Annotated in this window: 20 protein-coding genes; 8 read left to right on the plus strand and 12 right to left on the minus strand. The window is 56.6% G+C overall.

The genetic code is table 11. The annotated features are described in order from the left end of the window. Positions 1–17: 17 nt before the first annotated feature. The 6 genes from ABIB18_RS11830 to uxuA form a co-directional block, all read right to left on the minus strand. A complete protein-coding gene (locus tag ABIB18_RS11830; RefSeq protein ID WP_031375260.1) occupies positions 18–986 on the minus strand; it encodes a GGDEF domain-containing protein in 969 nt (322 codons plus the stop codon). 110 nt (positions 987–1,096) lie between these two features. Continuing rightward, a complete protein-coding gene (hemB, locus tag ABIB18_RS11835; protein ID WP_031375259.1) occupies positions 1,097–2,074 on the minus strand; it encodes a porphobilinogen synthase in 978 nt (325 codons plus the stop codon). A 128-nt stretch (positions 2,075–2,202) separates the two neighbouring features. Then, complete coding sequence (proP, locus tag ABIB18_RS11840) at positions 2,203–3,708, minus strand: glycine betaine/L-proline transporter ProP (RefSeq protein ID WP_031375258.1); 1,506 nt, start codon at positions 3,706–3,708, stop codon at positions 2,203–2,205. A gap of 374 nt (positions 3,709–4,082) precedes the next feature. Next, entirely contained in the window at positions 4,083–4,250 is a 168-nt protein-coding gene (locus ABIB18_RS11845) for a hypothetical protein (protein WP_159222896.1), read from the minus strand. Next, entirely contained in the window at positions 4,234–5,817 is a 1,584-nt protein-coding gene (locus tag ABIB18_RS11850) for an EAL domain-containing protein (protein ID WP_354474186.1), read from the minus strand. Before ABIB18_RS11850 ends, ABIB18_RS11845 begins: the two co-directional genes overlap by 17 nt. Positions 5,818–6,155: 338 nt before the next feature. Next, complete coding sequence (gene uxuA, locus ABIB18_RS11855; RefSeq protein WP_069729094.1) at positions 6,156–7,340, minus strand: mannonate dehydratase; 1,185 nt, start codon at positions 7,338–7,340, stop codon at positions 6,156–6,158. A gap of 138 nt (positions 7,341–7,478) precedes the next feature. On the opposite strand from uxuA, the gene ABIB18_RS11860 reads away from it, so the two are divergent. Then, positions 7,479–8,162 (plus strand): FadR/GntR family transcriptional regulator, encoded by a 684-nt coding sequence (locus ABIB18_RS11860; protein WP_069729095.1) that lies wholly within the window; start codon positions 7,479–7,481, stop codon positions 8,160–8,162. Here ABIB18_RS11860 and ABIB18_RS11865 read toward each other — a convergent pair. Beyond that, positions 8,151–9,206: an AI-2E family transporter gene (locus tag ABIB18_RS11865; RefSeq protein WP_031375254.1), complete on the minus strand. Its 1,056-nt coding sequence runs from the start codon at positions 9,204–9,206 to the stop codon at positions 8,151–8,153. The genes ABIB18_RS11860 and ABIB18_RS11865 overlap by 12 nt on opposite strands. Positions 9,207–9,491: 285 nt before the next feature. Between ABIB18_RS11865 and ABIB18_RS11870 the strand changes: the two genes are divergently transcribed. After that, positions 9,492–10,709 carry an MFS transporter gene (locus tag ABIB18_RS11870; RefSeq protein WP_354474187.1) on the plus strand — a complete coding sequence of 406 codons (1,218 nt, stop codon included), beginning with the start codon at positions 9,492–9,494 and terminating at the stop codon, positions 10,707–10,709. A 76-nt stretch (positions 10,710–10,785) separates the two neighbouring features. Here the strand turns inward: ABIB18_RS11870 and ABIB18_RS11875 are convergent, their stop codons facing one another. Then, positions 10,786–11,601 (minus strand): TIM barrel protein, encoded by an 816-nt coding sequence (locus ABIB18_RS11875; RefSeq protein WP_354474188.1) that lies wholly within the window; start codon positions 11,599–11,601, stop codon positions 10,786–10,788. Positions 11,602–12,027: 426 nt separating this feature from the next. Between ABIB18_RS11875 and ABIB18_RS11880 the strand changes: the two genes are divergently transcribed. Then, positions 12,028–13,533 carry a CoA-acylating methylmalonate-semialdehyde dehydrogenase gene (locus ABIB18_RS11880; protein WP_031375252.1) on the plus strand — a complete coding sequence of 502 codons (1,506 nt, stop codon included), beginning with the start codon at positions 12,028–12,030 and terminating at the stop codon, positions 13,531–13,533. A 136-nt stretch (positions 13,534–13,669) separates the two neighbouring features. After that, the gene (gene iolB / locus ABIB18_RS11885; protein ID WP_089561866.1) at positions 13,670–14,488 is read left to right on the plus strand and encodes a 5-deoxy-glucuronate isomerase; all 819 of its coding nucleotides are present in this window, start codon (positions 13,670–13,672) and stop codon (positions 14,486–14,488) included. Between the two features lie 104 nt (positions 14,489–14,592). Here iolB and ABIB18_RS11890 read toward each other — a convergent pair whose 3' ends face one another. After that, positions 14,593–15,435: a MurR/RpiR family transcriptional regulator gene (locus ABIB18_RS11890; protein ID WP_046289370.1), complete on the minus strand. Its 843-nt coding sequence runs from the start codon at positions 15,433–15,435 to the stop codon at positions 14,593–14,595. Between the two features lie 306 nt (positions 15,436–15,741). After that, complete coding sequence (locus tag ABIB18_RS11895; RefSeq protein WP_354474189.1) at positions 15,742–17,655, minus strand: bifunctional 5-dehydro-2-deoxygluconokinase/5-dehydro-2-deoxyphosphogluconate aldolase; 1,914 nt, start codon at positions 17,653–17,655, stop codon at positions 15,742–15,744. A 546-nt stretch (positions 17,656–18,201) separates the two neighbouring features. Here ABIB18_RS11895 and iolD point away from each other — a divergent pair. From iolD to iolE, 3 genes are all read left to right on the plus strand, one after another. Next, entirely contained in the window at positions 18,202–20,142 is a 1,941-nt protein-coding gene (gene iolD / locus ABIB18_RS11900) for a 3D-(3,5/4)-trihydroxycyclohexane-1,2-dione acylhydrolase (decyclizing) (RefSeq protein ID WP_312758837.1), read from the plus strand. 63 nt (positions 20,143–20,205) lie between these two features. Then, on the plus strand, positions 20,206–21,216 hold the full coding sequence (gene iolG, locus ABIB18_RS11905) for a bifunctional inositol 2-dehydrogenase/D-chiro-inositol 1-dehydrogenase (protein ID WP_069729100.1): 1,011 nt from the start codon (positions 20,206–20,208) through the stop codon (positions 21,214–21,216). 47 nt (positions 21,217–21,263) lie between these two features. Further along, on the plus strand, positions 21,264–22,160 hold the full coding sequence (gene iolE / locus ABIB18_RS11910; protein WP_031375245.1) for a myo-inosose-2 dehydratase: 897 nt from the start codon (positions 21,264–21,266) through the stop codon (positions 22,158–22,160). Between the two features lie 79 nt (positions 22,161–22,239). On the opposite strand, the gene ABIB18_RS11915 is transcribed toward iolE, so the two are convergent. After that, positions 22,240–22,794: a DcrB family lipoprotein gene (locus ABIB18_RS11915; protein WP_031375244.1), complete on the minus strand. Its 555-nt coding sequence runs from the start codon at positions 22,792–22,794 to the stop codon at positions 22,240–22,242. 118 nt (positions 22,795–22,912) lie between these two features. Continuing rightward, positions 22,913–23,578: a 7-cyano-7-deazaguanine/7-aminomethyl-7-deazaguanine transporter gene (locus tag ABIB18_RS11920; protein ID WP_031375243.1), complete on the minus strand. Its 666-nt coding sequence runs from the start codon at positions 23,576–23,578 to the stop codon at positions 22,913–22,915. A 204-nt stretch (positions 23,579–23,782) separates the two neighbouring features. Here ABIB18_RS11920 and tusA point away from each other — a divergent pair, with 204 nt between their 5' ends. Next, positions 23,783–24,034 (plus strand): sulfurtransferase TusA, encoded by a 252-nt coding sequence (gene tusA, locus ABIB18_RS11925; protein WP_031375242.1) that lies wholly within the window; start codon positions 23,783–23,785, stop codon positions 24,032–24,034. Positions 24,035–24,037 lie beyond the last annotated feature (3 nt).

Genomic DNA, 24,037 nt, shown 5'->3' on the forward strand with positions numbered 1-24,037 from the left:
CAGTGGCGCCTGACCGGTTACAGCACCGCTCGCTTCTGCTTTTTACTGCGGTACATTTGCTCATCGCTGTCATGCAGTAACTGCTCCAGCGACTGCGGATGGGCTGCATCAAACTCCACCACGCCATACGAGAAGTGCAGATGGTAACGGCGGTTCAGGCTGATCGACTGCTGGGCTAAGTAGTGGGCAAACTGCTGCAGCAGCGCTTCCGTCTGCTGCTGTTGCAGGCCGTTAAACAGCACCACGAACTCATCGCCGCCTAAGCGGGCAAACAGATCGGAATGTTTAAACACCACTTTCATCGCGTCAGCAAAATCCATCAGCGCCCGGTCGCCCTCACGATGGCCGAGCGAGTCATTAATCTGCTTAAACTTATCCAGATCGAGAAAGGTCAGACAGGCGGGCCGGTTCTTCATCCGGCACTCTTTCAGCACCATCTCGCCCAGCGTCATAAAGCCACGCCGATTGGTAATCTGCGTCAGCTCATCGCAGGTGGCCGCCTGAAACGCCACCAGTTCCGCTTCGGCCATCGCCGCCAGGTCGCGCAGCGTGGCCCGATCTTCTTCGTCAAACTGGCGCGGCTCACGGCCAATGATGCACAGCGTGCCCATTTTCGCGCCACCCGGTGCCCGCAGCGGACAGCCGGCGTAGAAGCGAATGTGCGGCTCGCCGGTCACCAGAGGATTGTCATGAAAGCGCTCATCGGTGGCGGCATCTTCCACAATCATGATCTCATCCTGCAGGATGGCATGGCCGCAAAAGGAGATGTTGCGTGGCGATCCGGCGGGCTCAAAACCCTGCGCCGACTTAAACCACTGGTGATCGGCTTCCAGCAGGCTGACTAACGCAATCGGAACGTCAAACAGCCGGCGTGCCAGACGGGTCAAACGATCAAAACGCTCTTCTGCAGGGGTATTCATAACGTTCAACGCACGCAACTGCGATAAACGTTGTGCCTCATCGGCAGCGATCTCGGGTGCTTTCATCGCAGAGCCCTTTATTTTTTTGGTGAAGCCAGGTTCTGATGTGTGCCTTACGGCAAAGAAAAAAGACAGTGATCGAAGCGATTCAATTCACTGTCTTATTGAGGAGGGGATCAGAGCACTTTTTGTTCGGCGAGATCAAGCGCGAAATAACTGAAAATCAGGTCCGCACCGGCACGTTTAATCGCACCCAGGCTTTCCAGTACCACATTACGTTCATCAATGGCACCGGCCTGCGCGGCAAATTTAATCATGGCGTACTCACCGCTCACCTGGTAGGCCGCCAGCGGCAGCTCAGTGCGCTCACGAATATCACGCAGGATATCCAGATAGGCACCTGCCGGTTTCACCATCAGTGAATCTGCACCTTCCGCCGCATCAATCAGTGATTCACGGATCGCTTCACGGCGATTCATCGGATTCATCTGGTAGGTCTTACGATCACCTTTCAGTGCCGTTCCCGCTGCTTCACGGAATGGACCGTAAAACGATGAGGCGAACTTAGTCGAGTAAGACATGATCGCGGTTTGAGTGAAGCCCGCCGCGTCCAGCGCCTGACGAATCGCCTGTACCTGGCCATCCATCGCCGCAGAAGGGGCGATAAAGTCCGCGCCCGCCGCGGCCGCCACTACCGCCTGCTTGCCAAGGTTGATCAGCGTCGCGTCGTTATCAACGCCGTGATCGCACAGCACACCGCAGTGACCGTGGCTGGTGTATTCACAGAAACAGGTATCGGACATGACGATCATTTCCGGTACCGTCTCTTTGCAGATGCGGGACATCCGCGCCACCAGACCGTTTTCATTCCAGGCATCGCTGCCGGTAGCATCGGTATGGTGTGAAATACCAAAGGTCATCACCGAGCGGATACCGGCTTTCGCGATGCGTTCAATCTCATAGGCGAGACGTTTTTCCGGGATACGCATCACGCCAGGCATCGCCTGAATCGCTTTGTAATCGTCGACACCCTCTTCAACGAAAATGGGCAGAGCCAGATCGTTCAGGCTGAGGGAAGATTCCTGGAACATTTCGCGCATTGACGCGCTGGCGCGCAATCTTCTTGGGCGCTGGATAAGGGAATAATCAGACATATTCATTCTTACGCAGGTGAAAAAAGTGACAATAGTTTACTCCCTTTGCCGGGGAGGCATGAAGGTTTGTGTGCGGTAACGGCGCGGGAGAAAAACTCTCCCGCCGGGCGGCGGGAGAGGGAAGACGCTTACTCGTTAATGTCCGGGTGCTGCTGCACCAGGTTTTTACGTTTCGCTTCGAGGCGGGCGATCTCTTCGTCGATATCTTCGATTTTGTGCTCGATGTTATCGTGATGTTCCTGCAGGATTTCGCGCGCTTCTTCCATATCCGAGGCGGCTGGTGTTGCACCTTTCAGCGGTTTATTGGCGGTCTCTTTCATGAACAGACCGGTAATCAGGCCAATTACCGCGACCACCATCAGATAGTAAGCTGGCATATAGAGGTTGCTGGTGGTTTCCACCAGCCAGGCGGCCAGGGTCGGGGTCAGACCGGCGATCAACACCGAGATGTTAAACGCACTGGCCAGCGCACTGTAGCGGATGTGGGTCGGGAACATCGCCGGCAGCGACGAGGCCATCACACCGGTAAAGGCGTTGAGGATCACCGCCAGCAGCAGCAGACCGGCAAAAATCAGTCCCAGCACGCCACTGTTGATCATCATAAAGGCTGGAATCGCGAAGATCATCAGGGCGATACTGCCGATGATGACAAACGGACGACGGCCGAAACGGTCACTCATCATGCCGATCATCGGCTGGACAAACAGCATACCGATCATGATGGCGATGATAATCATCACCCCATGATCTTCGCTGTAGTGCAGGTTATGTGACAGGTAGCTCGGCATGTACGTCAGCAACATGTAGTAGGTGACGTTAGTGGCGATCACCAGACCGATACAGGAGAGCAGGCTGCGCCAGTGTTTAGTCGCAATCTCTTTAAACGAGACCTTCGGGCCATCCTGCAGGCCTTCGCGGTCGCCCTGTTCCAGTTTGTCCACGTGCTGCTGGAATGCCGGCGTCTCTTCCAGCGCATGGCGCAGGTAAAGACCGATAATCCCCAGCGGCAGCGCCACGAAGAACGGCAGACGCCAGCCCCACTCAAGGAAGCTATCTTCACCAATAATGGAGGAAATCAGCACCACCAGGCCCGCGCCGAGCACGAAACCGGCAATCGAACCAAAGTCGAGCCAGCTTCCCATAAAGCCGCGTTTGCGGTCAGGCGAATACTCAGCCACGAAGATCGAGGCGCCGGTATATTCACCGCCGACCGAGAAGCCCTGCGCCATCTTGGCTAACAGCAGCAGAATCGGTGCCCAGATGCCGATCGAGGCATAGGAGGGTATCAGGCCGATACAGAAGGTACTGACCGACATGATGATGATGGTGATAGAGAGAATTTTCTGACGACCATATTTGTCGCCCAGCATACCGAAGAACAGCCCACCCAGCGGGCGAATCAGGAAGGGAACAGAGAAGGTGGCGAGCGCCGCAATCATCTGAACGCCCGGCGAGACGTCCGGGAAAAACACTTTACCCAGCGCGTAAGCCACAAAGCCATACACACCGAAGTCAAACCACTCCATCGCGTTACCCAGAGAGGCCGCGGTGATGGCTTTACGTAAACGGGCATCATCGATGATAGTCACATCATCAATGCCAATTGGTTTTACACGCTTCCTACGCAATTTCATAGAATTACCCTGTAATGGAACATGAAAGTCCTCAACGGCGCGAACCGAGCGGAATCGTTCAGACCGCGGCGTTGAGGAAATTAAAGCATAGCCGTAAACAGGTGCATTTTATCGGCTAGCCAACGCAATAATTAGTGCCGGGATTATTGCATTAAGCGACAGAGTATACCGTTTTTGTGTGATATCTGTCATGTTTGAGCTAAAACTAACCCCTCTGGCCGATCGTTTACCCCGTTTATAACCCTGAAAAAAATAATCACTCTGCGTGACGAACGACGCTTTTTTCAGCAGAGTTGCCGCCATTTCTGCCGCTTCGGTTAGTTTTCAGGCGATTTACTGCGGATAGGGGGCGGGTGTCAGCGATGCTGAAACATTCAGATACATTTGCCGGGTGAGCCGAGCGCTGGCGAAAAGATCAGCAGCAGCGCGCAGCGCGGTGAAGCCGGCTGGCGGGTTGAGGCTGGCGAAACGGCAGCCAGGGTCGCCGATATTTCGCGCTGATAACTGGCTGGCAACCGTGGGATGTCAGAGGGGATCGTCATGCTGTAACGGGCGCTGTCCGTGTTGCTCCAGCCAGGCGATCAGCGCAACGTTATCCATCGGGCGGGCATAGTAGTAACCCTGAATAAACACCACGCCACGCTGTTGCAGATAGCGGAACTGCAGGGCGGTCTCAACCCCTTCGCCCAGCACCTCCAGCTGCAGTTTATGGCTGAGGTTAATAATGGCGTCCAGCACCGGTGTTTCACCGTCCAGCGATTCAATGGCGTTAATAAACCCGCGATCAATTTTCAGGTAGTCCAGTGCGAAGGTCTGCAGATAGCTCAGTGAGCAGTTTCCCGTACCGAAGTCATCAATCGCCACCTTCATGCCGATCTGCCGCAGCTGTTCCAGCTTACGCGCCACACCTTCGCCATCTTTAATCAGGCTGCGCTCCGTCAGCTCAAGAGTGATCACGAACTGCTTCTCTTTCACCCGCTCGGCAAAATGCAGCATATCGCTGACAAATTCAGGATGCTGCAGATGATCGGCGGCCACATTAATCGCCAGATGGAAGTGCGCAGGCACCTGCCAGCCTTGCACATCCTCCGCAATCAGATCGAGCAGATGACGGGTCAGCGGCACAATCATCCCTTCGGCTTCGGCAGCACCGATAAAAATGTCCGGCCGCACGCCAATGCCATCGGGCATGGTCCAGCGCAACAGCGCCTCCACGCCACTGCAGCGTTGCAATCGATCGTCATAAACCGGCTGATAGTGCGCCCTGAACTGGCCGCCAGCGATAGCGCGACGGATCTCATCACGCCAGGAGATACGGCGTCGGAGCCAGTTCGAGGTCAGGATCATCAGCAGAATGGAAAAAATGGCCGCCATCGGCAGGAAGATAAACAGCACCTGTCGCCAGGCCGTTATCAGTTCGCTCGGCGGCGCGACCACCGTAACGCTCAGCAGATAACGCCGGGAAGTGGCCTGGTAAACCAGCGGTTCAAACCAGCCCTGCGCGGTGGTTTGCGCTGCGCCATAAGCGATCGGCGCGCCGCCGCTAAACTGCATGCTCAGGTGATAGCCGCGTGCGCTGCCAATCGCCTGCATAAAATCGATCAGATACTGGCCATCGATCACTGCCCAGAAACCTTCTCCGCCCGGCAGTTCACGTACGAACACCACCGCCGGACGATACGGCACCGCGTACGTCCCGGCGATCGACAGACTCCACCAGGCTTTGCCGGTCACCGGCACATCACGCATCATCATTTGTGATAGCGAGCCAGAATTTAGTCCATAGGCGGAAGAGCAGGCGATCTGATCCTTTTCCAGTTTACCAATGGCACGGAAATAGGCGTTGAGGGTACCGAGTCGCTGCAGGGTGTTTTCAATCTGGCTGCAGGGTTGGTTCTGAAACTGGCGTAGTGAGCTGATCATATCCCAGGCGCTGTCGCTCATTTTCTCAGCCTGAGATAAAAGCGTATTGGCGGCGCTCACCTGCTGTTGGTGGACCGTATGGCGCGCATCGAGGGCGGTGAAAAAAATGCCAAGTATTAAAGGCAACACGCCGGATACGATGATAATCAGCCTGGCGTAATCGCGTTTTCGTTGCAATATCGGCACCGCAAAATCCTCTGAGTGTTATAGGCGTTATGAGGAGGTGCTAATCAATCGGCGCAGCATAGCATGTCTCCGGGCGATGCAGGTTAGCGTTTTGGCCATCAACAGAACTGATTAAGGTCAATTATCGTCCAGAGAATGCATTAGTTGACAATGTTTTGCTTTTGCTGGCATTCAGACATGATTTTAAACGTATTCCGAAAGAAAGGGCAGGTCGCGGGCGGCAACGCCGGTTGCTGTGGCATGGCGGGCACCGGACAAGAGGGCGGCAGAACGGAGCGCTCAACGGCGAAACCGGCCCCGGCCAGCTTCAGGCCGGACCCAGGGCCAGTCGGGTTAACTCAGTGGTTAAAATAGATCTGTTTCAGGGCCACTTCGACACCACGTAATTCCGCCAGTCCTTTCAGACGTCCAATGGCAGAGTAGCCGGGGTTGGTGCGTTTGTGCAGATCGTCCAGCATCTGATGTCCGTGATCGGGACGCATCGGGATAGCCCGGCCGTTGCCAGCCTGACGGCGACGCTGCTCTTCAGCCAGAATTACTTTGATCACCCCGACCATATCAACATCACCTGCAAGGTGGGCAGCTTCGTGGAAGCTGTTGGGATTGTCCTCACGCTTGGTGGCGCGCAGGTGCACAAAATTGATGCGGTCGGCAAAGGCTTCCGCCATCTCAACCAGCGGGTTATCGGCGCGAACGCCATATGAGCCGGTACAGAAACAGAAGCCGTTGTGCAGACTGTCTACCGTCTGTTTCAGCCACTGCATATCTTCCTGAGTCGAGATAATGCGCGGCAGGCCGAGAATCGGGCGCGGCGGATCGTCCGGATGCACCGCCAGTTTGATGCCCACCTCTTCCGCCACCGGCACAATGGCGCGCAGGAAGGTGGCCATATGCTCGCGCAACCGGGCTTTATCGATGCCGTCATATTGCGTCAGCTGTGCCTGGAACTGCTCAAGGGTGTAGCCCTCTTCGGCACCGGGCAAACCGGCAATAATATTGCGCACCAGGGTGTTTTTCTCTTCTTCGCTCATGGCGGCGAACAGTCGGGCGGCGGCCTGCTGTTCGGCGACGCTGTAATCCTGTTCGGCACCCGGCCGTTGCAGCAGATGCAGCTCAAAGGCGGCAAAAGCGTCGGCGTCAAATCGCAGCGCTTTCGCCCCATCCGGCAGAGTCCAGGCGAGGTCGGTGCGGGTCCAGTCCAGCACCGGCATGAAGTTGTAGCAGACGGTATCAATGCCACAGGCGGCCAGATTACGTATCGACTGCTGATAGTGAGCAATATAGCGCAGGTAGTCGCCGCGCTGGGTCTTGATCGATTCATGCACCGGAATGCTCTCGACCACCGACCAGACCAGTCCTTTCTCTGCCAGCAACGCCTGGCGGGCTTTAATCTCTTCGACCGGCCAGATTTCGCCGTTAGGAATATGGTGCAGCGCGGTTACGATGCCGGTTGCGCCAGCCTGACGGGCATCATCCAGCGAGACCGGATCGTTCGGACCGTACCATCGCCATGTATGTTCCATGTTTACTCCTCAACTGTGATGTGGCCCAGTGGTCAGGCCGCTGGACCAAGAGTATGATAGTCAGCAAAATGAGGCCGTGATCCGGATCGCAGCATGACAAACTGCGCGATCGGTGAAGCCAGATAACAGGAGTGGATGATGGCGCTGCCAGTGGTAAAAACCGAACGTCTTTATCGTCAGATTGCCAACGCCATTATGGCGGGTATTGATCGCGGCGAGTTTGTCGCCGGTGGGATGCTGCCGCCGGAACGTGAGCTGGCGAAGCAGCTGGGGGTCAGCCGCTCTTCAGTACGTGAGGCGTTAATTGCGCTGGAGATGACCGGCTGGGTCGATATCCGTACCGGCACCGGCGTCTTTGTCTCTCAGCCGTTGCCCGAGACGGCAACCCCGCAGGAGAGCGAAGCCTGCAGCCTGCAGGATCTGTTACAGGCCAGAGAAGCGTTTGAAGGGATGCTGGCGGGATTTGCCGCGCGCAACGGCACCCCGGCACAGCGCGCTGCCCTGCTGGCGCTGACGGCGCAGCTGCAACAGCACGCGCAAAATGATGCTGCCTTTCTGGAGCAGGATAAACGCTTTCATCTGTTGATCAGTGAGATGAGCGGCAACGACCTGCTGCGCGAGATGCTGGAGCAGCTATGGAACAAGCGCCACAGTCCGCACGTGCAGCGGCTGGAGCGCCATTTCGCCGATAACAGTTTTGCCCTTGAGATGAACGCCGATCATCAGCAGATCGCCAACGCGATCGTGGCCGGTGACGAAGTGGCGGCCCGTCAGGCGATGGAGAATCATCTGCGTCACGTCCAGCAACGACTACTTGGTTAAGCCTCGCGCCCGTTTTGGTCGCCCGGTGCCCAGCATAATCGCCAGCCGGCTACCGCCCGGCGTGGTCTCCATCAGGATTTTGGTAATGCTGGTGAGCGGCACCGATAATAGCATCCCGACCGGACCGAGCAGCCAGCCCCAGAACACCAACGACAGAAACACCACCAGAGTGGATAAACCCAGTCCCCGGCCCATCAGGCGCGGCTCCAGCATATTGCCAAACACCATATGGATAGCGGTAAACAGCGCCGCCACCATCGCCGCATCAAACAGGCTGTTGAGTAATAACGCCTGCAAAAACGGCGGAATGCCGGCAATGATCGGGCCGATATTGGGAATGAAGTTGAGGATAAACGCCACCACACCCCACAGCAGGGCGAATTTCACATCCAGCAGATAGAGGCTGAGCCACACCGACAGGCCGGTTATCACACTGACCAGCGTCTTCAGCGCCAGATAGTGCGTCACCCCTTTCAGCGCTTTATGCAGTCCGGCGATACGGATCTTGGGATTAACCAGCGCATTACGCATTTTGTAGGGCAGGTGATGCACTTCAAACAGCATAAAAACCACGGTCAGGATCAGCAGCACCGTATTGGTCATGGCACCCGAAAAGCCGCTCAGCGCCACCGTTGCCAGGTTCATCATGGTGTTCGGGTCGAAGCGCTGAATTAACACATCGGTCGAGATGTTGAGGTGAAAGCCAGCCGCCAGATGCTGCAATATCGTCATTTTCTGCTCCATGGTGGCGCGCAGCTGCGGGTAGAGATCGGAGAACTCACTCATTGAACTGGCCAGCACCGCGCCAAGCAGCAGGATGACGAAGAAGATCACCGTGATAACCAGCGTAATCGCCAGCCCACGGCGAAAACCGCGCCGCATCAGCATGGTGACCAGCGGGTTGAGCACAATGGCAAAAAAGGCCGCCAGCAACAGTGGCACCAGAATATCGGACGCGGCCCGCACGCCAGCGAGGATAATCACCAGCATCGCCAGTTTGATCAAAATATTTTGTCCGATTTTTTCCCGTTGCAGCTCGCTCATTCCCTCTCCCATCACACAAATTGGCTGAGCAAAGTGTAGCTGAAGTAAAATTAACAAGCTGATTTATCAGAGAAACGGTAAAAACAGCCGCCGGATTTGAGACCACCGGGACCTCAGGCGCGTCAGCCAGTGAATCCCCTGTCGGGTCTGACTCCGCCGTTTGCAGCATTTGCGCGGATGACAAAAATAACGCCACCGGATGGCCGCCGTGATGCGTTACCGGTGAAAGCAGGTATAGTTAACAGCTAACCGTTACCTTTCAGCCAACTACGCGCGCGAGGACTGATGCCTGACCAACCTGCAGCGGAGCCGACTACCGCATCCGGTAGCGTAAAAATATCTCTGCTGATCCTCTCTATCGTGATCTACAACTTCGCCAGTTATCTCACTATTGGTCTGCCACTGGCGATTCTGCCGGGCTGGGTGCACGACACGCTGGGCTTTAGCGCCTTCTGGGCCGGGTTAGTGATCAGCCTGCAGTATGTGGCGACGCTGCTGAGCCGGCCGCATGCCGGACGCTATGCCGATCTCTGGGGGCCTAAGAAAGTGGTGGTGATCGGGCTGGTGGGTTGCCTGATCAGCGGCGTCTGTATCCTGCTGGCGGCGCTGACGCTCGACAGTCCGTTGCTGAGCCTGACGCTACTGTGCATCGGCCGGTTGATCCTCGGGGTGGGGCAGAGTTTCACCGGCACCGGCACCTCATTGTGGGGCGTGGCGCGGGTTGGTTCGTTGCACATTGGCCGGGTGATCTCATGGAACGGCATCGTCACCTACGGCGCGATGGCGATTGGCGCGCCGCTCGGGGTACTGATTTACCGGCTCGGCGGGCTGCTGTGGCTGTCGGGGATCATCATCGCCATCTGCCTGGTAGGGATTGCCGGGGCCTTGCCGCGTCCGGCCGTCAAAGGCAGTAAAGCCAGACCGCTGCCGTTCCGCGCGGTGCTGGGAAAAATTGCTGGCTTCGGCGCGATTCTGGCGATGGGCTCTGCCGGTTTCGGCGTCATTGCTACCTTTATTACCCTGTTTTATCAGGATAAAGGCTGGGGAGGCGCCGCCTTTGCGCTGTCGCTGTTCAGCGGGGCTTTCGTCGGGGCGCGGCTGTTGTTTCCGAACGCCATCAACCGGCACGGTGGTTTGCGGGTTGCCAGCATCTGTCTGGCGGTTGAAGTAATCGGGCTGTTTCTGGTAGCCGCCGCTGGCGATCCGTGGATGGCCAAAGCGGGGGCGTTTCTTACCGGAGCCGGTTTCTCGCTGGTGTTCCCGGCGCTGGGGGTGGTGGCAGTAAAAGTGGTGCCGCAGCAAAATCAGGGCAGCGCGCTGGCAACGTACACCGCCTTTATGGATCTGTCGCTCGGCATTACCGGGCCGATCGCCGGGCTGATCATGAGCTATGCCGGGGTTTCTCAGGTCTACCTGCTGACGGCACTGCTGGTCTGTCTGGCGTGCGTCTGCACTCTGCGTCTGCAGTTCAGGCAACCGGCTACAGAGCCACATCAGGGATAAAAAAAGGGCCCCAACCGGGGCCAAACGTCTTTTCAGACACAGATAAGAAGATGTTCGGACGATGATTTGTGCAGGCTCAGGCCTGCAGCAGTTCGATACTGTGACGAATCTGGCGTTCAATCTCAGCCGGTGTCCAGCTATCCAGCTGGCTGGAGAAGGGTTCAAACGCGTAAATTCCCTTGTAACCCAGCATCTCCAGCCGCTTGACCTGCACCACGCTGTTCAGCACATCGCCATCGCTTAACATCACCCGTTCCTCATCAGTCAGTTCCGCCGTCGAGCGCAGATCTTCCACGCCAGAGAGATGCACCAGCCCGATTTGCTCAACCTCAATGCCCAGCGGAAACTCCTGTTCAGCCTGCTCATAGAGATGATGATGGAAGGTATCCAGCACCAGCTTAAACGGCACCGCTGCCTCAGCAATCAGCTGTTGTGCCTGCACGGCCGAACGGAGTGAGCTGACCGGAAATCCCAGCGGCTCGACCAGGCCCTGAATCCCATAATGGGCAAAGCGCGGAGCCAGCTGCTGCAGCGCCGCCACGGTTTGCTGCGGCGATACGCTGATTCCCTCGTTGAGCGGACACATCACCAGCGCACGGGCGCCAATCCGTTGCGCCTCCTGTAACAACGCCTCCGTCCGGGTCAGCAGATCGTCATCAATGCGGTTAAAGGGATAGAGGGCGTTAATGGTGACAATATCAATGTGGTATTTGTCGGTCAGCGCGCGAAGCTGTTCAGCAGTGAGGCCGTCAGTCACCCTGCCGCCCGGCATATCATTACGCAGCTCCACCTTACTCAGCCCCAGGCGCTGGACCAGCTGGAAAAAAGCCTCCAGTGAGAGCCGGGGCGCGATTTTACGATTAATACAGAAGCGGGTGGGATCGATGGCCATGCTGCGACTCCGGTGGCAGGAAAGAGGAAGATGGGGCTAAAGAGAACATTTATTTCATTATTTATGAATTATGAAATGGTAATTATTAGATCCGTCTCGCATTAATTCCATATTCCGTTTCACTGCGGACCGGTAAAACCCGATCGCGCCAGCAAAAACCGTGACTTTTTCACCCGGCTAACGGATTTGTCAGCGGCCGTAAAGCGCCTGACAGGCTGGCTTTGGCCCGATATCAGGCTGCCTCGATCGGGTGACGATAAAAATGCGATCTGTGCCGCTAAAAAGAAATTTTCTAAAAATATCCATTTGAAAAATTTGTTCCACTGTAATAGTTTCATAGCACGCTTTCAGGTTTGCCTGATCAGGCTGCGGGACAGGCCGCACAGTGAGTCTGCAGGGAACTTAACCATTTAAAGAGGCAACATCATGACTATCACAGGAAACTTTATTGGCGGTAAAACCACCTTCAGCGCCAGCAACGAAACCATCCCGGTTTACGATCCGGCAACCGGAAAAGTGGTACGTGAACTGACGCAGAGTACTGCTGACGAAGTGGCTCATGCGATTGAGGTTGCGCACAACGCCTTCCCGGCCTGGTCGAAAACCTCACCGCTGCGCCGTGCCCGTGTGCTGTTCAACTTCAAAGCGCTGATGGAACAACATCGCGATGAACTGGCGGCGCTGATTGTCTCCGAACATGGCAAAGTCTGGTCTGACGCGCTGGGCGAACTGACCCGCGGCATTGAAGTGATTGAGTTTGCCTGCGGGATCCCGCATCTGCTGAAAGGGGAATACTCACCGAATGTCGGCAGTGGCGTTGACAGCTTTTCGCTGATGCAGCCGGTCGGGGTTGTGGCGGGGATTACGCCGTTTAACTTCCCGGCGATGGTGCCGCTGTGGATGTTCCCGATCGCTCTGGCCTGCGGCAATACCTTTGTTCTGAAGCCGCCTGCGCTTGATCCGTCTGCCGCGGTCCGCATGGCGGAACTGCTTACCGAAGCGGGTCTGCCAGATGGCGTATTCAACGTGGTACACAGCTCAAATGAAGATGCTGAACAGTTGTACAAAGATCCGCGCATCGCGGCGGTGAGCTTTGTCGGGTCATCCGGCGTAGCAGAACACATCTACAAAACGGCCAGCGCCCACGGTAAGCGGGTACAGGCGTTTGGCGCCGCCAAAAACCACGCCATCGTGATGCCGGATGCCGATCTGGATGCCACCGTGAACGCCATTATGGGTGGGGCGTTTGGATCAGCGGGTGAGCGCTGCATGGCGCTGCCGGTGGTGGTCGCGGTTGGTGATGATACGGCTGACAAACTGATTGCCCGCCTGACGCCGCTGGTAAAAGCGCTGCGTGTCGGGCCTGGCATCAATAAAGGCGCAGAAGAGAATGAGATGGGGCCGGTGGTTTCGGCGGCGCATCAGAAGAAAGTGCTCGGCTACATTGATAAAGGTGAGCAGGAAGGTGCGAAGCTGGTGGTGGATGGCCGCACTATTCAGGTGGCCGGACACGCCGAAGGTTACTACGTCGGCGGCACGCTGTTTGATAACGTCACCTCTGACATGGTGATCTGGCGTGAAGAGATTTTTGGCCCGGTGCTGAGCATCATGCGTGCGCCGGACTACGACAGCGCGCTGCAACTGGTCAACAGCCATGAGTTCGGCAACGGCAGCGCCATTTTCACCAGCAACGGCAACACCGCGCGTGAATTTGTCCAGAACGTTGAAGCCGGCATGGTCGGGGTGAACGTGCCGGTTCCGGTGCCGATGGCTTTCCACAGCTTTGGTGGCTGGAAGCGTTCGGTGTTCGGCGCGCTCAACGTCCACGGTCCGGACGGTGTGCGTTTCTACACCCGGATGAAAACCGCCACGGTGCGCTGGCCAGCGGGTCAGCAGACCGTTTCAGAATTCAGTATGCCTACGCTAAGTTAATTCAATGAACTCTGTTTGAGGTGCCCGACCGGCAGGCCGCATTACGATGGCCTGCCGGTTAGCGGTTTCAGGCGGCTGGTTAAATCCGGGCCACTGCGACGGCAAGCGCATCTATCATGCAGAGAGGAGGAATGGGATGTCTTTACTTTCGAAAGCACAAGCACCAGACAGTCAGGGTCGCATTCAGCACGTCACGCCGGAGCGCGCCGGCTGGCGTTATGTCGGTTTCGACGTTTATCTGTTGAAGAAGGGAGAAACCCTGCGCCTCAGCAGCGGTGATAACGAGCTGTGCCTGGTGATAGTCGCCGGGCTGGCCTCGGTTAAAACCCGCCACGCAGAATTCCCTGGCATCGGTAAGCGCATGTCACCGTTTGAGCGCGTGCCGCCGTGGTCAGTCTATGTCCCGCATGACGATGAAGTCGACGTGCAGGCCGACAGCGATCTGGAACTGGCAGTCTGTAGCGCGCCGGGCCACGGCAATCTGCCTGCGCGGCTGATTGCGCCGGAAGATGTCGGGGTGGAGCATCGTGGCAAAGGACGTAACCAGCGGCTGGTACACAATATTCTGCCGGATAATAAACCGGCTGACAGTCTGCTGGTGGTGGAAGTCTATACCAATGAAGGCGATACCAGCTCTTATCCCAGCCACAAGCACGACCAGGAAGAGAGCGAAGACGAAACTTATCTGGAAGAGACCTATTATCACCGTTTCGATCCGGAACCGGGCTTTGCCATGCAGCGGGTTTACACCGACGATCGCTCGCTGGACGCGTGCATGGCGCCCTACAATCGCGATGTGGTGATGGTGCCGCGTGGCTATCATCCGGTGGCGACGCTGGCGGGTTACAACAACTACTACCTGAACGTGATGGCCGGACCGGTGCGGCTGTGGAAGTTTACCTGGGAGAAAGATCACGCCTGGGTCAATAGCGACGACTATCCGCGTCAGTCATAACTGTCTCACCGTCAGCCGTAACCGTTCCACCGCCGGCCGTGATTAAGCTCACCGCCGACCAATAAAAAAGGCAGCCAACAGGCTGCCTTTTTTAATCGCCTGAATCAGGGCGTTTCCGCATTGTTCAGTGCCAGTGACACCGCCAGCGTCTGCGCCAGACAAAGTGATGCAACCTGCGACCGGAAGCCATCCACCTGCGCTTCACGCACCACAAAACAGACGTCGCTGAAGGCGGCCAGCGGGCTGACCTGGCTGTCGGTGATGGCAATCTGATGCGCACCGCGCTTGGCACCCATTTCAACCACTTCGACCGCTTCACGCGCATACGGCGAGTAGCTGATGGCAATCACCACATCTTTAGGATTCACCAGGCTGAGCTGTTCGGTAAACATGCCGCCGAGGCCGTCGATCAGGAAGGCCCGGCGTTCCAGATGGCGCAGCGCATACACCAGATAAGAGGCGACGCTGAAAGAACGGCGCAGGCCAATCACATAGATATTCTCGGCCTCGTTCAGCAGCTTCACCGCTTTGTTCAGCTGCTCCGGATTAACCTGCATCGCCAGCTGCTGTAACGCCTGGCTGTTAACCATGGTAAACACATTGAGGATCTCAGCCGGGCTTTCAGGCGCACTGGCGCTGTCATCGGTTGAGGTCTGACGAAACAGACGGGCGCGTTCAGTGTAGTTAACCGTCTCTTCCATCAGGTGCTGACGAAAAACCTGTTTCATTTCATTGAAGCCGCTAAAGCCAAAAGCGTTGGCAAAGCGAATCAGGGTTGATGGCGGGACATCAGCCTGCTGGGCAATAGAGGCCACGGTATCAAAGGCAATGCTATTGCTGTTATCAAGAATGTAACGCGCAACCTGTTTAAGACGTTTGCTCAGCGTTTCGTAGCGGCGACGAATATCGTCCTGCAATAAAGAAAGTTGGGTGGGATTATTGGTCATTACTTCTGCCCGTGTAATAAGAATAATGGCTGGATAATGAGCGCTATAGTACCAGATGGATGGAAAATTTCATTTGTTTGCGTCAACAGAGCGGTTTATTTCATGGCTTTATGAATTGCTTCACAGAATGTCCCGGCGCGGCCAGCCGGAGAGGCGGTTCGTGGCGCACAAGGATAAAACGGCGCTGATTTGCGGCTGTCAGGATGGGGAGAGTGAGGATAGCAGGGCGGGCGACAGCAGAAGGATGACGGTGTAAGACATAAAAAAACGCCACCCTCTGAGCAGGATGGCGTCTGGCGGGCTGCATCAGGCGCGGGCGGCGCGCCAGTACTCAATCAGCCGCAGGTAGTTGCCTTTCACGGTGTCGATCAGCGACTGATCGTCCAGTTCGCCCTGTAACCACTGGCGCGATGGCTGACCAAAAATCGTCCGGCCGACAGCAAAGCCTTTTACCCATGGCGCTTTCGCCGCAGCGGCGAAGCCAGCTTTGAGCTTCTCTTCCGGCGCGTCCAGACCGAGTAACAGAATGCCGCGGCAGTGCGGGTCCTGCTGTTCGATCAATCCGCTGATCGCCTGCCAGCTTTCGGCCGGCAGCGGCGGCAGTTTCCACCAGTCCGGCTGAATGCCGAGGCTGTAGAAGTGACTGAGAATATCAAAATAGTAACCTTCATTACGATCCGGGTTGCTCTCCGGCAAAATCACTTCCAGCAGCAGTTCATGGCCACTTTTGTTACAGCCGTTCCAGACATCCAGTACCTGCTCATCCTGCTCTTTACGCAGTTCGGCACTGTCGTGCGGATGATAAAACACCAGGCATTTCACGACGTGTTCGGCTGGCCAGTCGATTAGCTGTGAGCCGATGTTGCCATGTTCCAGCCGCAGTGGGCGCGAACCCGGCAGTTCAATCGGGCGACCAATCCACCACTGTTTACCGGTGATGGCATTCAGCGCTTTCTGGCCGTAAGTGGTATCCGCCAGAATACCGCTTTTGTTCTCCAGTCCGGCGGTTTGCGCCGCTTCCTCGGCCGCTTTCAGCAGCAGCAGTTTAAGCTGTGGAATTTTGCTCTCATCGACGCCCGCTTCGCGCGCCATATCCACCAGCTGTTTACGATGGTCAAAGGCGAACACGTTCAGTTCCGGCCACTGCTGTTTGCGGGTGGTCACGCGGTGCAGATGGTTGAGGCGACTGTCGAGATCGGGCCGTTTCACCTCTTTATCGCGACTCAGGAAATCATCCAGCTCCGCTTTGGTGGGCATGGCGGGCGCGCAGCCGTGGCGTGACACCACCAGCGCTCCGCAGGCGTTGGCGTAACGGCATGCCTGTTCCCAGCCTTCATCGTTCAGCCAGCCACGCAGCAGGCCGGACATAAACGCATCGCCTGCGCCCAGCACGTTTAGCACTTCGACCCGCACCCCGCTGTGCAGCCGGGTCTGTTCCCAGCTATCCGGGATCTCACCTTCAAACACCACGCAGCCCAGCGGACCGCGTTTGCAGACCAGCGTCGCCTGACTGGCCTGACGCACGTTCTTCAGGGCGGTCAGCGTATCGGTGCTGCCACCGGCAATATGAAACTCTTCTTCGGTACCGACGATTAAATCGAAATAATGCACCACTTCCTGTAGCTGTTGCGTCACCTGCGACGATTCAATGAAACGGGTTTCACCGTCGCCGAGCGAGGTCAGTCCCCACAGCACCGGACGATAATCGATATCCAGTGCGGTACGCAGGCCGTTGCGGCGGGCAATAACCAGCGCTTTCAGCACCGCTTCGCGGGTCTGCGGGTGGGATAAGTGGGTGCCGGTCACCGCGACCGCGCGCGAAGAGGCGATAAAATCTTCCTGCACGTCGTCCGGTACCAGGCCCATATCGGCGCAGTTATCACGGTAGAAAATCAGCGGAAAAGTCTCTTCATCTTTAATACCGAGGATCACCATGCCGGTCAGGCGTTTTTCGTCGGTGATTAAGGCATCGGTATTACAGCCGACGCGCTGCAACTCTTCGCGCAGAAAGCGACCATTGTGCTCATCTCCCACCCGCGCCAGCATCGCCGATTTCAGGCCCTGAATCGCAGTGCCATAGGCGACGTTGCCTGAGGAACCCCCGAGATATTTGGCGAATGAGGTGACATCCTCCAGCCGCGCCCCGATCTGCTGACCATAAAAATCAACGGCGATGCGCCCGATACAAATCACATCAAGCCGCTTCTGTTGTGTACTCATACCTGTGGTTTCCTTCTGTGATTAGCAGACACTGCGGGCGAAAAGCCCGACGTCGCGCGCTTTGCTTCCGGGTCTATAGGTGCCTGATTGGCTATGAGGGCAGTATGAGGAATAAAAATTCCAAGTTCAACATGAAATGAAATATCCATCGCGATTTTGTGAACCAGGTAAAACTCCTGATTCCACTCAGCGATCGGCAGAGCCAGGTTGACGGCGCCCGGCATATCAGGGTTGTGAGAGAGATCGCAGGAATATCCCCATTAATAGAGGAAGCTGCTGAAGTGAAATGAATTTTTTCATCATTCGATGATGTCCATAAAACGTTCCAGTTTACCCGGTCCGGATCGCCTGTCAGTCCCGGCAGCGTCACTAAATTTGATCTCACTCGCAAAATGAAATGTTTCTTCTGTAATTGTATTTTATGAAAAATATATTTGTTTATAATCGCCTCACGTTTCAATTATACCGGTCGCCTTTTCCGCAGTATGACTTCGCCTGGCGCGTTGTACCGGAGTCAGGTACCACCAGCATGTAAAGGAAGAGCATATGGGCACAATCAGACTGACCACTGCACAGGCGCTGGTTAAATTTCTTGATAATCAATACATTGATGTTGATGGCGTTGAGACTAAGTTTGTAAAAGGCATCTTCGCCATTTTCGGTCATGGCAACGTGCTGGGAATGGGACAGGCGCTGGAGCAGGATAGCGGCGATCTGGTTGTGTATCAGGGCCGCAATGAGCAGGGCATGGCGCATGCCGCCACCGGCTTTGCTAAACAGTCACTGCGTCGTCAGATCATCGCCTGCAGCTCGTCAGTCGGACCCGGTGCCGCCAACATGATTACCGCGGCTGCCACCGCCACCGCGAACCGTATTCCGCTGCTGCTGTTGCCCGGCGACGTGTTCGCTACCCGCCAGCCCGATCCGGTTTTGCAGCAGATTGAGCAGAGCTACGATCTTAGCATCAGCACCAACGACGCCTTCCGGGCCGTCAGCAAATACTGGGACCGCGTCAGCCGTCCGGAACAGCTGATGTCGGCCTGCATTAACGCCCTGCGCGTGCTGACCGATCCGGCCGAAACCGGCGCGGTAACGCTGTCGCTGCCGCAGGATGTGCAGGGTGAAGCCTGGGATTACCCGGACTATTTCTTCCAGAAGCGGGTGCACCGACTGGATCGTCGCCTGCCGGTTGCGGCGCAGCTGGCCGATGCCCTGACGCTGATCGGCCGTAAGCGCAAGCCGCTGATCGTCTGTGGCGGCGGGGTTAAATACTCTGAAGCGGGTGAGGCGCTGCGCCAGTTCGCCGAGCGTTATCAGATTCCGTTTGCCGAAACGCAGGCGGGCAAAGGCACGGTGATCTCCGACCATCCGCTTAACGTCGGCGGCGTCGGTGAAACCGGCTGTCTGGCCGCCAACCTGCTGGCAAAAGAGGCTGATTTAGTCATCGGTATTGGTACCCGTTACACCGACTTCACCACCGCCTCGAAATGGATTTTCCAGAATCCGGACGTCAGCTTCCTCAATATCAACGTCAGCAATTTCGACAGCTACAAGCTGGATGGCGTACAGCTGCTGGCCGATGCCCGTGAAGGGTTGACCGCGCTGACGGCTGCGCTGGCGTCACAGCATTACAGTAACGACTGGGGCAGCCAGATTGAACAGGCGCAGAGCAAACTGCTGAAAGAGACTCAGCGTGTCTATCAGGTGGAGTATCACCAACAGGACTTTGTGCCGGAGATTGCCGACCATCTCGATCGTGAAGCGGTATTCGCCGAGTTCAACCGCCTGACCCAGTCAGTCCTGACGCAAAGCAGCGTGCTCGGCACGCTGAACGAACAGTTACCCAAAGAGGCGGTGATTGTTGCGGCAGCGGGCAGCTTGCCCGGCGATCTGCAGCGCGTCTGGCGCACCAAAGATTACAACGCCTATCACGTGGAGTACGGCTACTCCTGTATGGGTTATGAAGTTAACGCCGCGCTGGGCGCAAAACTGGCGCAGCCGCAGCGAGAAGTCTATGCGCTGGTCGGCGATGGCTCTTTCATGATGCTGCATTCCGAGCTGGTTACCTCAATTCAGGAAGGGGCGAAGATCAACGTGGTGCTGCTGGATAACATGACCAACGGCTGCATCAATAACCTGCAAATGGAACACGGAATGGACAGCTTCACCACCGAGTTCCGCTTCCGTAATCCGGAAGGTGGCAAGCTGGATGGGGGCTTCGTGCCGGTTGATTTCGCCGCCATCGCGGCAGGCTACGGCTGTAAAACCTACCGCGTCACCACGCTGGAGCAGCTAAAAGCCGCGCTGGAAGATGCCAGAACGCAGACCGTTTCCACGCTTATCGACATCAAAGTGCTGCCGAAAACCATGATCCACAAATATTTCAGCTGGTGGCACGTTGGCGTCGCGCAGGCCTCCGATTCTGAACGGGTTCAGGCGGTAGCGGATAAGCTGAAAACCCATCTGGATCAGGCGCGTAAATACTAATTTCAGGGCCGGATCACGGCCCCTTTCCTCTTATCTCAGCACGAACCCTACACAGGTGTAATTATGACTTTGAAACTTGGCGTCATCGGTACAGGTGCAATTGGTCAGGAACATATTCGCCGCTGCAACCACGTGTTGCAGGGCGCACAGGTGGTTGCCGTCTCGGATATCAACGTTGACGGCGCGCGCGCTGCGCTGCAGCGCCTGAACATCGAGGCGCAAGTGTTCCAGAACGGACATGACGTGATCCAGTCACCAGAGGTGGATGCGGTGCTGGTGACGTCATGGGACCCGACCCACGAAGAGTTCACCTTAGCTGCGATTGCCGCGGGCAAACCGGTGTTCTGTGAGAAGCCGCTGGCGATGAGCGCCGAAGGCTGTCGCCGGGTGGTGGACGCTGAAATCCAGGCCGGCAAACGGCTGGTGCAGGTCGGCTTTATGCGCCCTTACGATGCTGGCTACCGCGCGCTGAAAAAAGTGATTACCGACGGGGATATTGGCGAGCCGCTGATGCTGCACTGTGCGCACCGTAACCCGACCGTGCCGGAAAATTACACCACGCCGATGGCGATCACCAACACGCTGATCCATGAACTGGACGTGCTGCGCTGGCTGACCAATGACGATTATAAAACGGTGCAGGTGGTCTTCCCGCGCGTCACCTCAAAATCCCATGCCCAACTGAAAGATCCGCAGATTGTGCTGTTTGAGACCCAGAAAGGGGTACGCATCGACGTCGAGATCTTCGTCAACTGCGCCTATGGCTATGACATCCAGTGCGAAGTGGTTGGGGAAGAGGGCATTGCCCGGTTGCCTGAGCCGTCGTCGGTACAGCTGCGTAAAGATGCCCGACTGTCGAACACCATTCTGGTTGACTGGAAAGATCGGTTTATCGAAGCGTATGACGTGGAGCTGCAGGCGTTCATCAACGACGTGAAAGCGGGCACGCTGACCGGTCCGTCTGCCTGGGATGGCTTTGCCGCCTCAGTGGCCGCCGATGCCTGTATCAAAGCGCAAAACAGCGGTGCGATTGAAACGGTAGAGATGCCGCCACGTCCTGCTTTCTACTCTTAATTCAGCCCAGACAGGCGGGATGACCGCCCCGGCTCAGGAATAAAATGATGAACAAAGACAATGTAAAACTGGCTATCGCCCCGATTGGCTGGACCAACGATGACATGCCGGATCTCGGCAGTGAGAACACCTTCCAGCAGACGGTGAGCGAGATGGCGCTGGCCGGTTTTACCGGTAGCGAAGTCGGCAGTAAATATCCGCGCGATCCGGCGATTCTTAAACCGATGCTCGACATTCGCGGCATTGAGATCTGCAACGCCTGGTTCAGCACCTTTTTTGCCAACGGCGACAAAGCTAAAACCATCGACGAGTTCGTTAACCACATGAACTTCCTGCATGCGATGGGTGCGCGGGTGATTGGCTGTTCAGAACAGAGCAAAAGTATTCAGGGCACCACGCTGGCGGTGTTTGAGCAGAAACCGGTGTTCAGTGATGAGGAGTGGCAGCTGACGGCAGAAGGCTATAACGAACTGGCGCGGATTGCGGCTGAGAAGGGGATGCGGGTCACGCTGCATCACCATATGGGGACCGGTATTCAGACGACTGAAGAGATAGACCGCTTTATGGCCCTGACCGACGATCAGGTTGGCCTGCTGTATGACACCGGTCACGTCTACTACTCTGAGGGATCGCAGCAGAAGATGCTGGCGGTGCTGGAAAAATATCTGCCGCGCATTTTCCACGTCCACCTGAAAGACGTGCGTGACGAGGTCGTCGCCGAGGTGCGCGACAATCATCTCTCCTTCCTGGAAGGGGTGAAAAAGGGCACCTTCACCGTACCGGGCGATGGCGTGATCGATTTCAAACCGGTGTTCAAAATCCTCGACGATTACGGCTACAAAGGCTGGATGGTGGTGGAAGCGGAGCAGGACCCGGCGCTGGCTAACCCGTTTGAATATGCGGTGAAAGCGCGCAAATATATTCGTGAGAACGCAGGATTGTAAGCGCAGGCGGGAAACCGTGAGATAAACCGGCTTCCCCCAGATGGGGGAAGCCGCAAGCCAGCAGGGCAGTCGCCCGGCCTTATTTCAGCGCAATACTCTTCACAATATTGTCGGCATCGCTTTGTGCCTGCTGCTGGTTGTCGCCTGGCAGGGTAATCTGCAGCGTCACCAGTTTGCCGTCGACTTTGGCCAGAATCACCGATGACCATGAGGTCTGGTTATTGGCAGAAATCACCGTATCCAGCTGCTGTGCCGGCTGATCTTTCAGCGTGACCGCTTTGTTCGAGACCACCTGCAGTTGCGGATCGCGGTTGCGCTGCTGCTGCTCCATACGCTGTGACAGCACGTCCAGCCCATCACTGGTCGGCTCACCGGCAATCACAATAATCGCGCGCGCACCGGTTTCGTCGGCATACACGTGCATATTGGTGGTCTGTGAACCGAGCTTGCCGCTCTTGTCCGACATGCCCGGCGGCAGCGAGAAGCTCAGTTTGCCATCCATCAGCGTCACGGTCTGCGCCGACTGACTGGCGCTGACGCCGTTGTCATTCGCCGCGTCATCTTTCTTCTGGTCACAGGCGGCTAAGCCCAGCACCAGTAAGCCCATTCCTACATATTTCACCAGGTTGCGCATCAGAATCCCTTTTTTAAGTTTCCAGTCAGCCGTTAATACAACAGGAATCAGGTTGCAAACGCAACCTGATGATTGTCAGCAGATCTTAGCGGGTAATGGCGTAAATCGGTATGGCGGGTTAGCCGAAATTTATCTGGCTGGTGGCACGGCGCTCAGCCAGGCGTTTCAGCGCGGCATTGAGCAATACGCCGTAGGCCGGCAGGAAGAACACCATGCAGATCAGCACTTTGAAGCTGTAGTCAACCAGGGCGATCTCCACCCAGTGCTGGGCCATAAACGCATCAGGGCTTTTATAAAAGGCGATGAAGAAAAAGGCCAGCGTATCGCTGATGTTGCCGAGGAACATGGCGCAGCCTGGAGCGATCCACCATTGCGGCAGGGCGCGCAGACGGTTGAAGACGTGCACGTCGAGGATCTGACCCAGGGCGTAAGCCATAAAGCTGGCGCAGGCGATACGCGCGACAAACAGATTCACCTGTTCCAGTGCCGCCCAGCCCTGCCACTGACCCTGATAATAGAGCGAAGAAACGGCATAGGAGATAAACAGCGCCGGGATCATCACCGCCAGAATAATGCGTCGGGCCAGCGGCGCGCCAAAGATGCGCACGGTCAGATCGGTTGCCAGGAAGATAAACGGGAAGCTGAACGCGCCCCAGGTGGTGTGGAAGCCGAAAATGGAAATCGGCAGCTGCACCAGGTAGTTACTGGAGGTGATCACCAGCAGGTGAAACAGCGATAACCAGAACAGCGCGTGCATGCGCTGACGCGAAGAGAATGCGAGCATAATCAACCTTTTTAATGTTGGGGTGAGGGAACCCATTGCGGGACGCCGTTCGGGCAGCGCCTGGCAGTTTTATGAGCAAAAAGCGGCGGCATCTTACCGCGTTGTGCTATTTATGCAATGGTTAATTTTAGCGCAATCGTTATCGCCTTGCGTCAACGGCACCACGCGCTAGAATGAGCGCCCCAAACCTGAACCGAGTCCATTATGAGCGATGCTTTTTCCTCTGCCGACCATCAACTGGATGCCCGTGGCCTGCGTTGTCCGGAGCCGGTGATGATGGTGCGCAAAACCGTTCGCAGCCTGCAGGATGGCGATACGCTGTTGATCATTGCCGACGATCCGGCCACCACCCGCGATATTCCCGGCTTCTGCCGCTTTATGGAGCATCGCCTGCTGGCGCAGCAGACCGATAACCTGCCTTATCAGTTCCTGATCCAGAAAGGGATGGCGGAGTAACGC

Source organism: Pantoea sp. UYEF8, assembly GCF_040546285.1.
Lineage (GTDB): Bacteria > Pseudomonadota > Gammaproteobacteria > Enterobacterales > Enterobacteriaceae > Pantoea > Pantoea brenneri.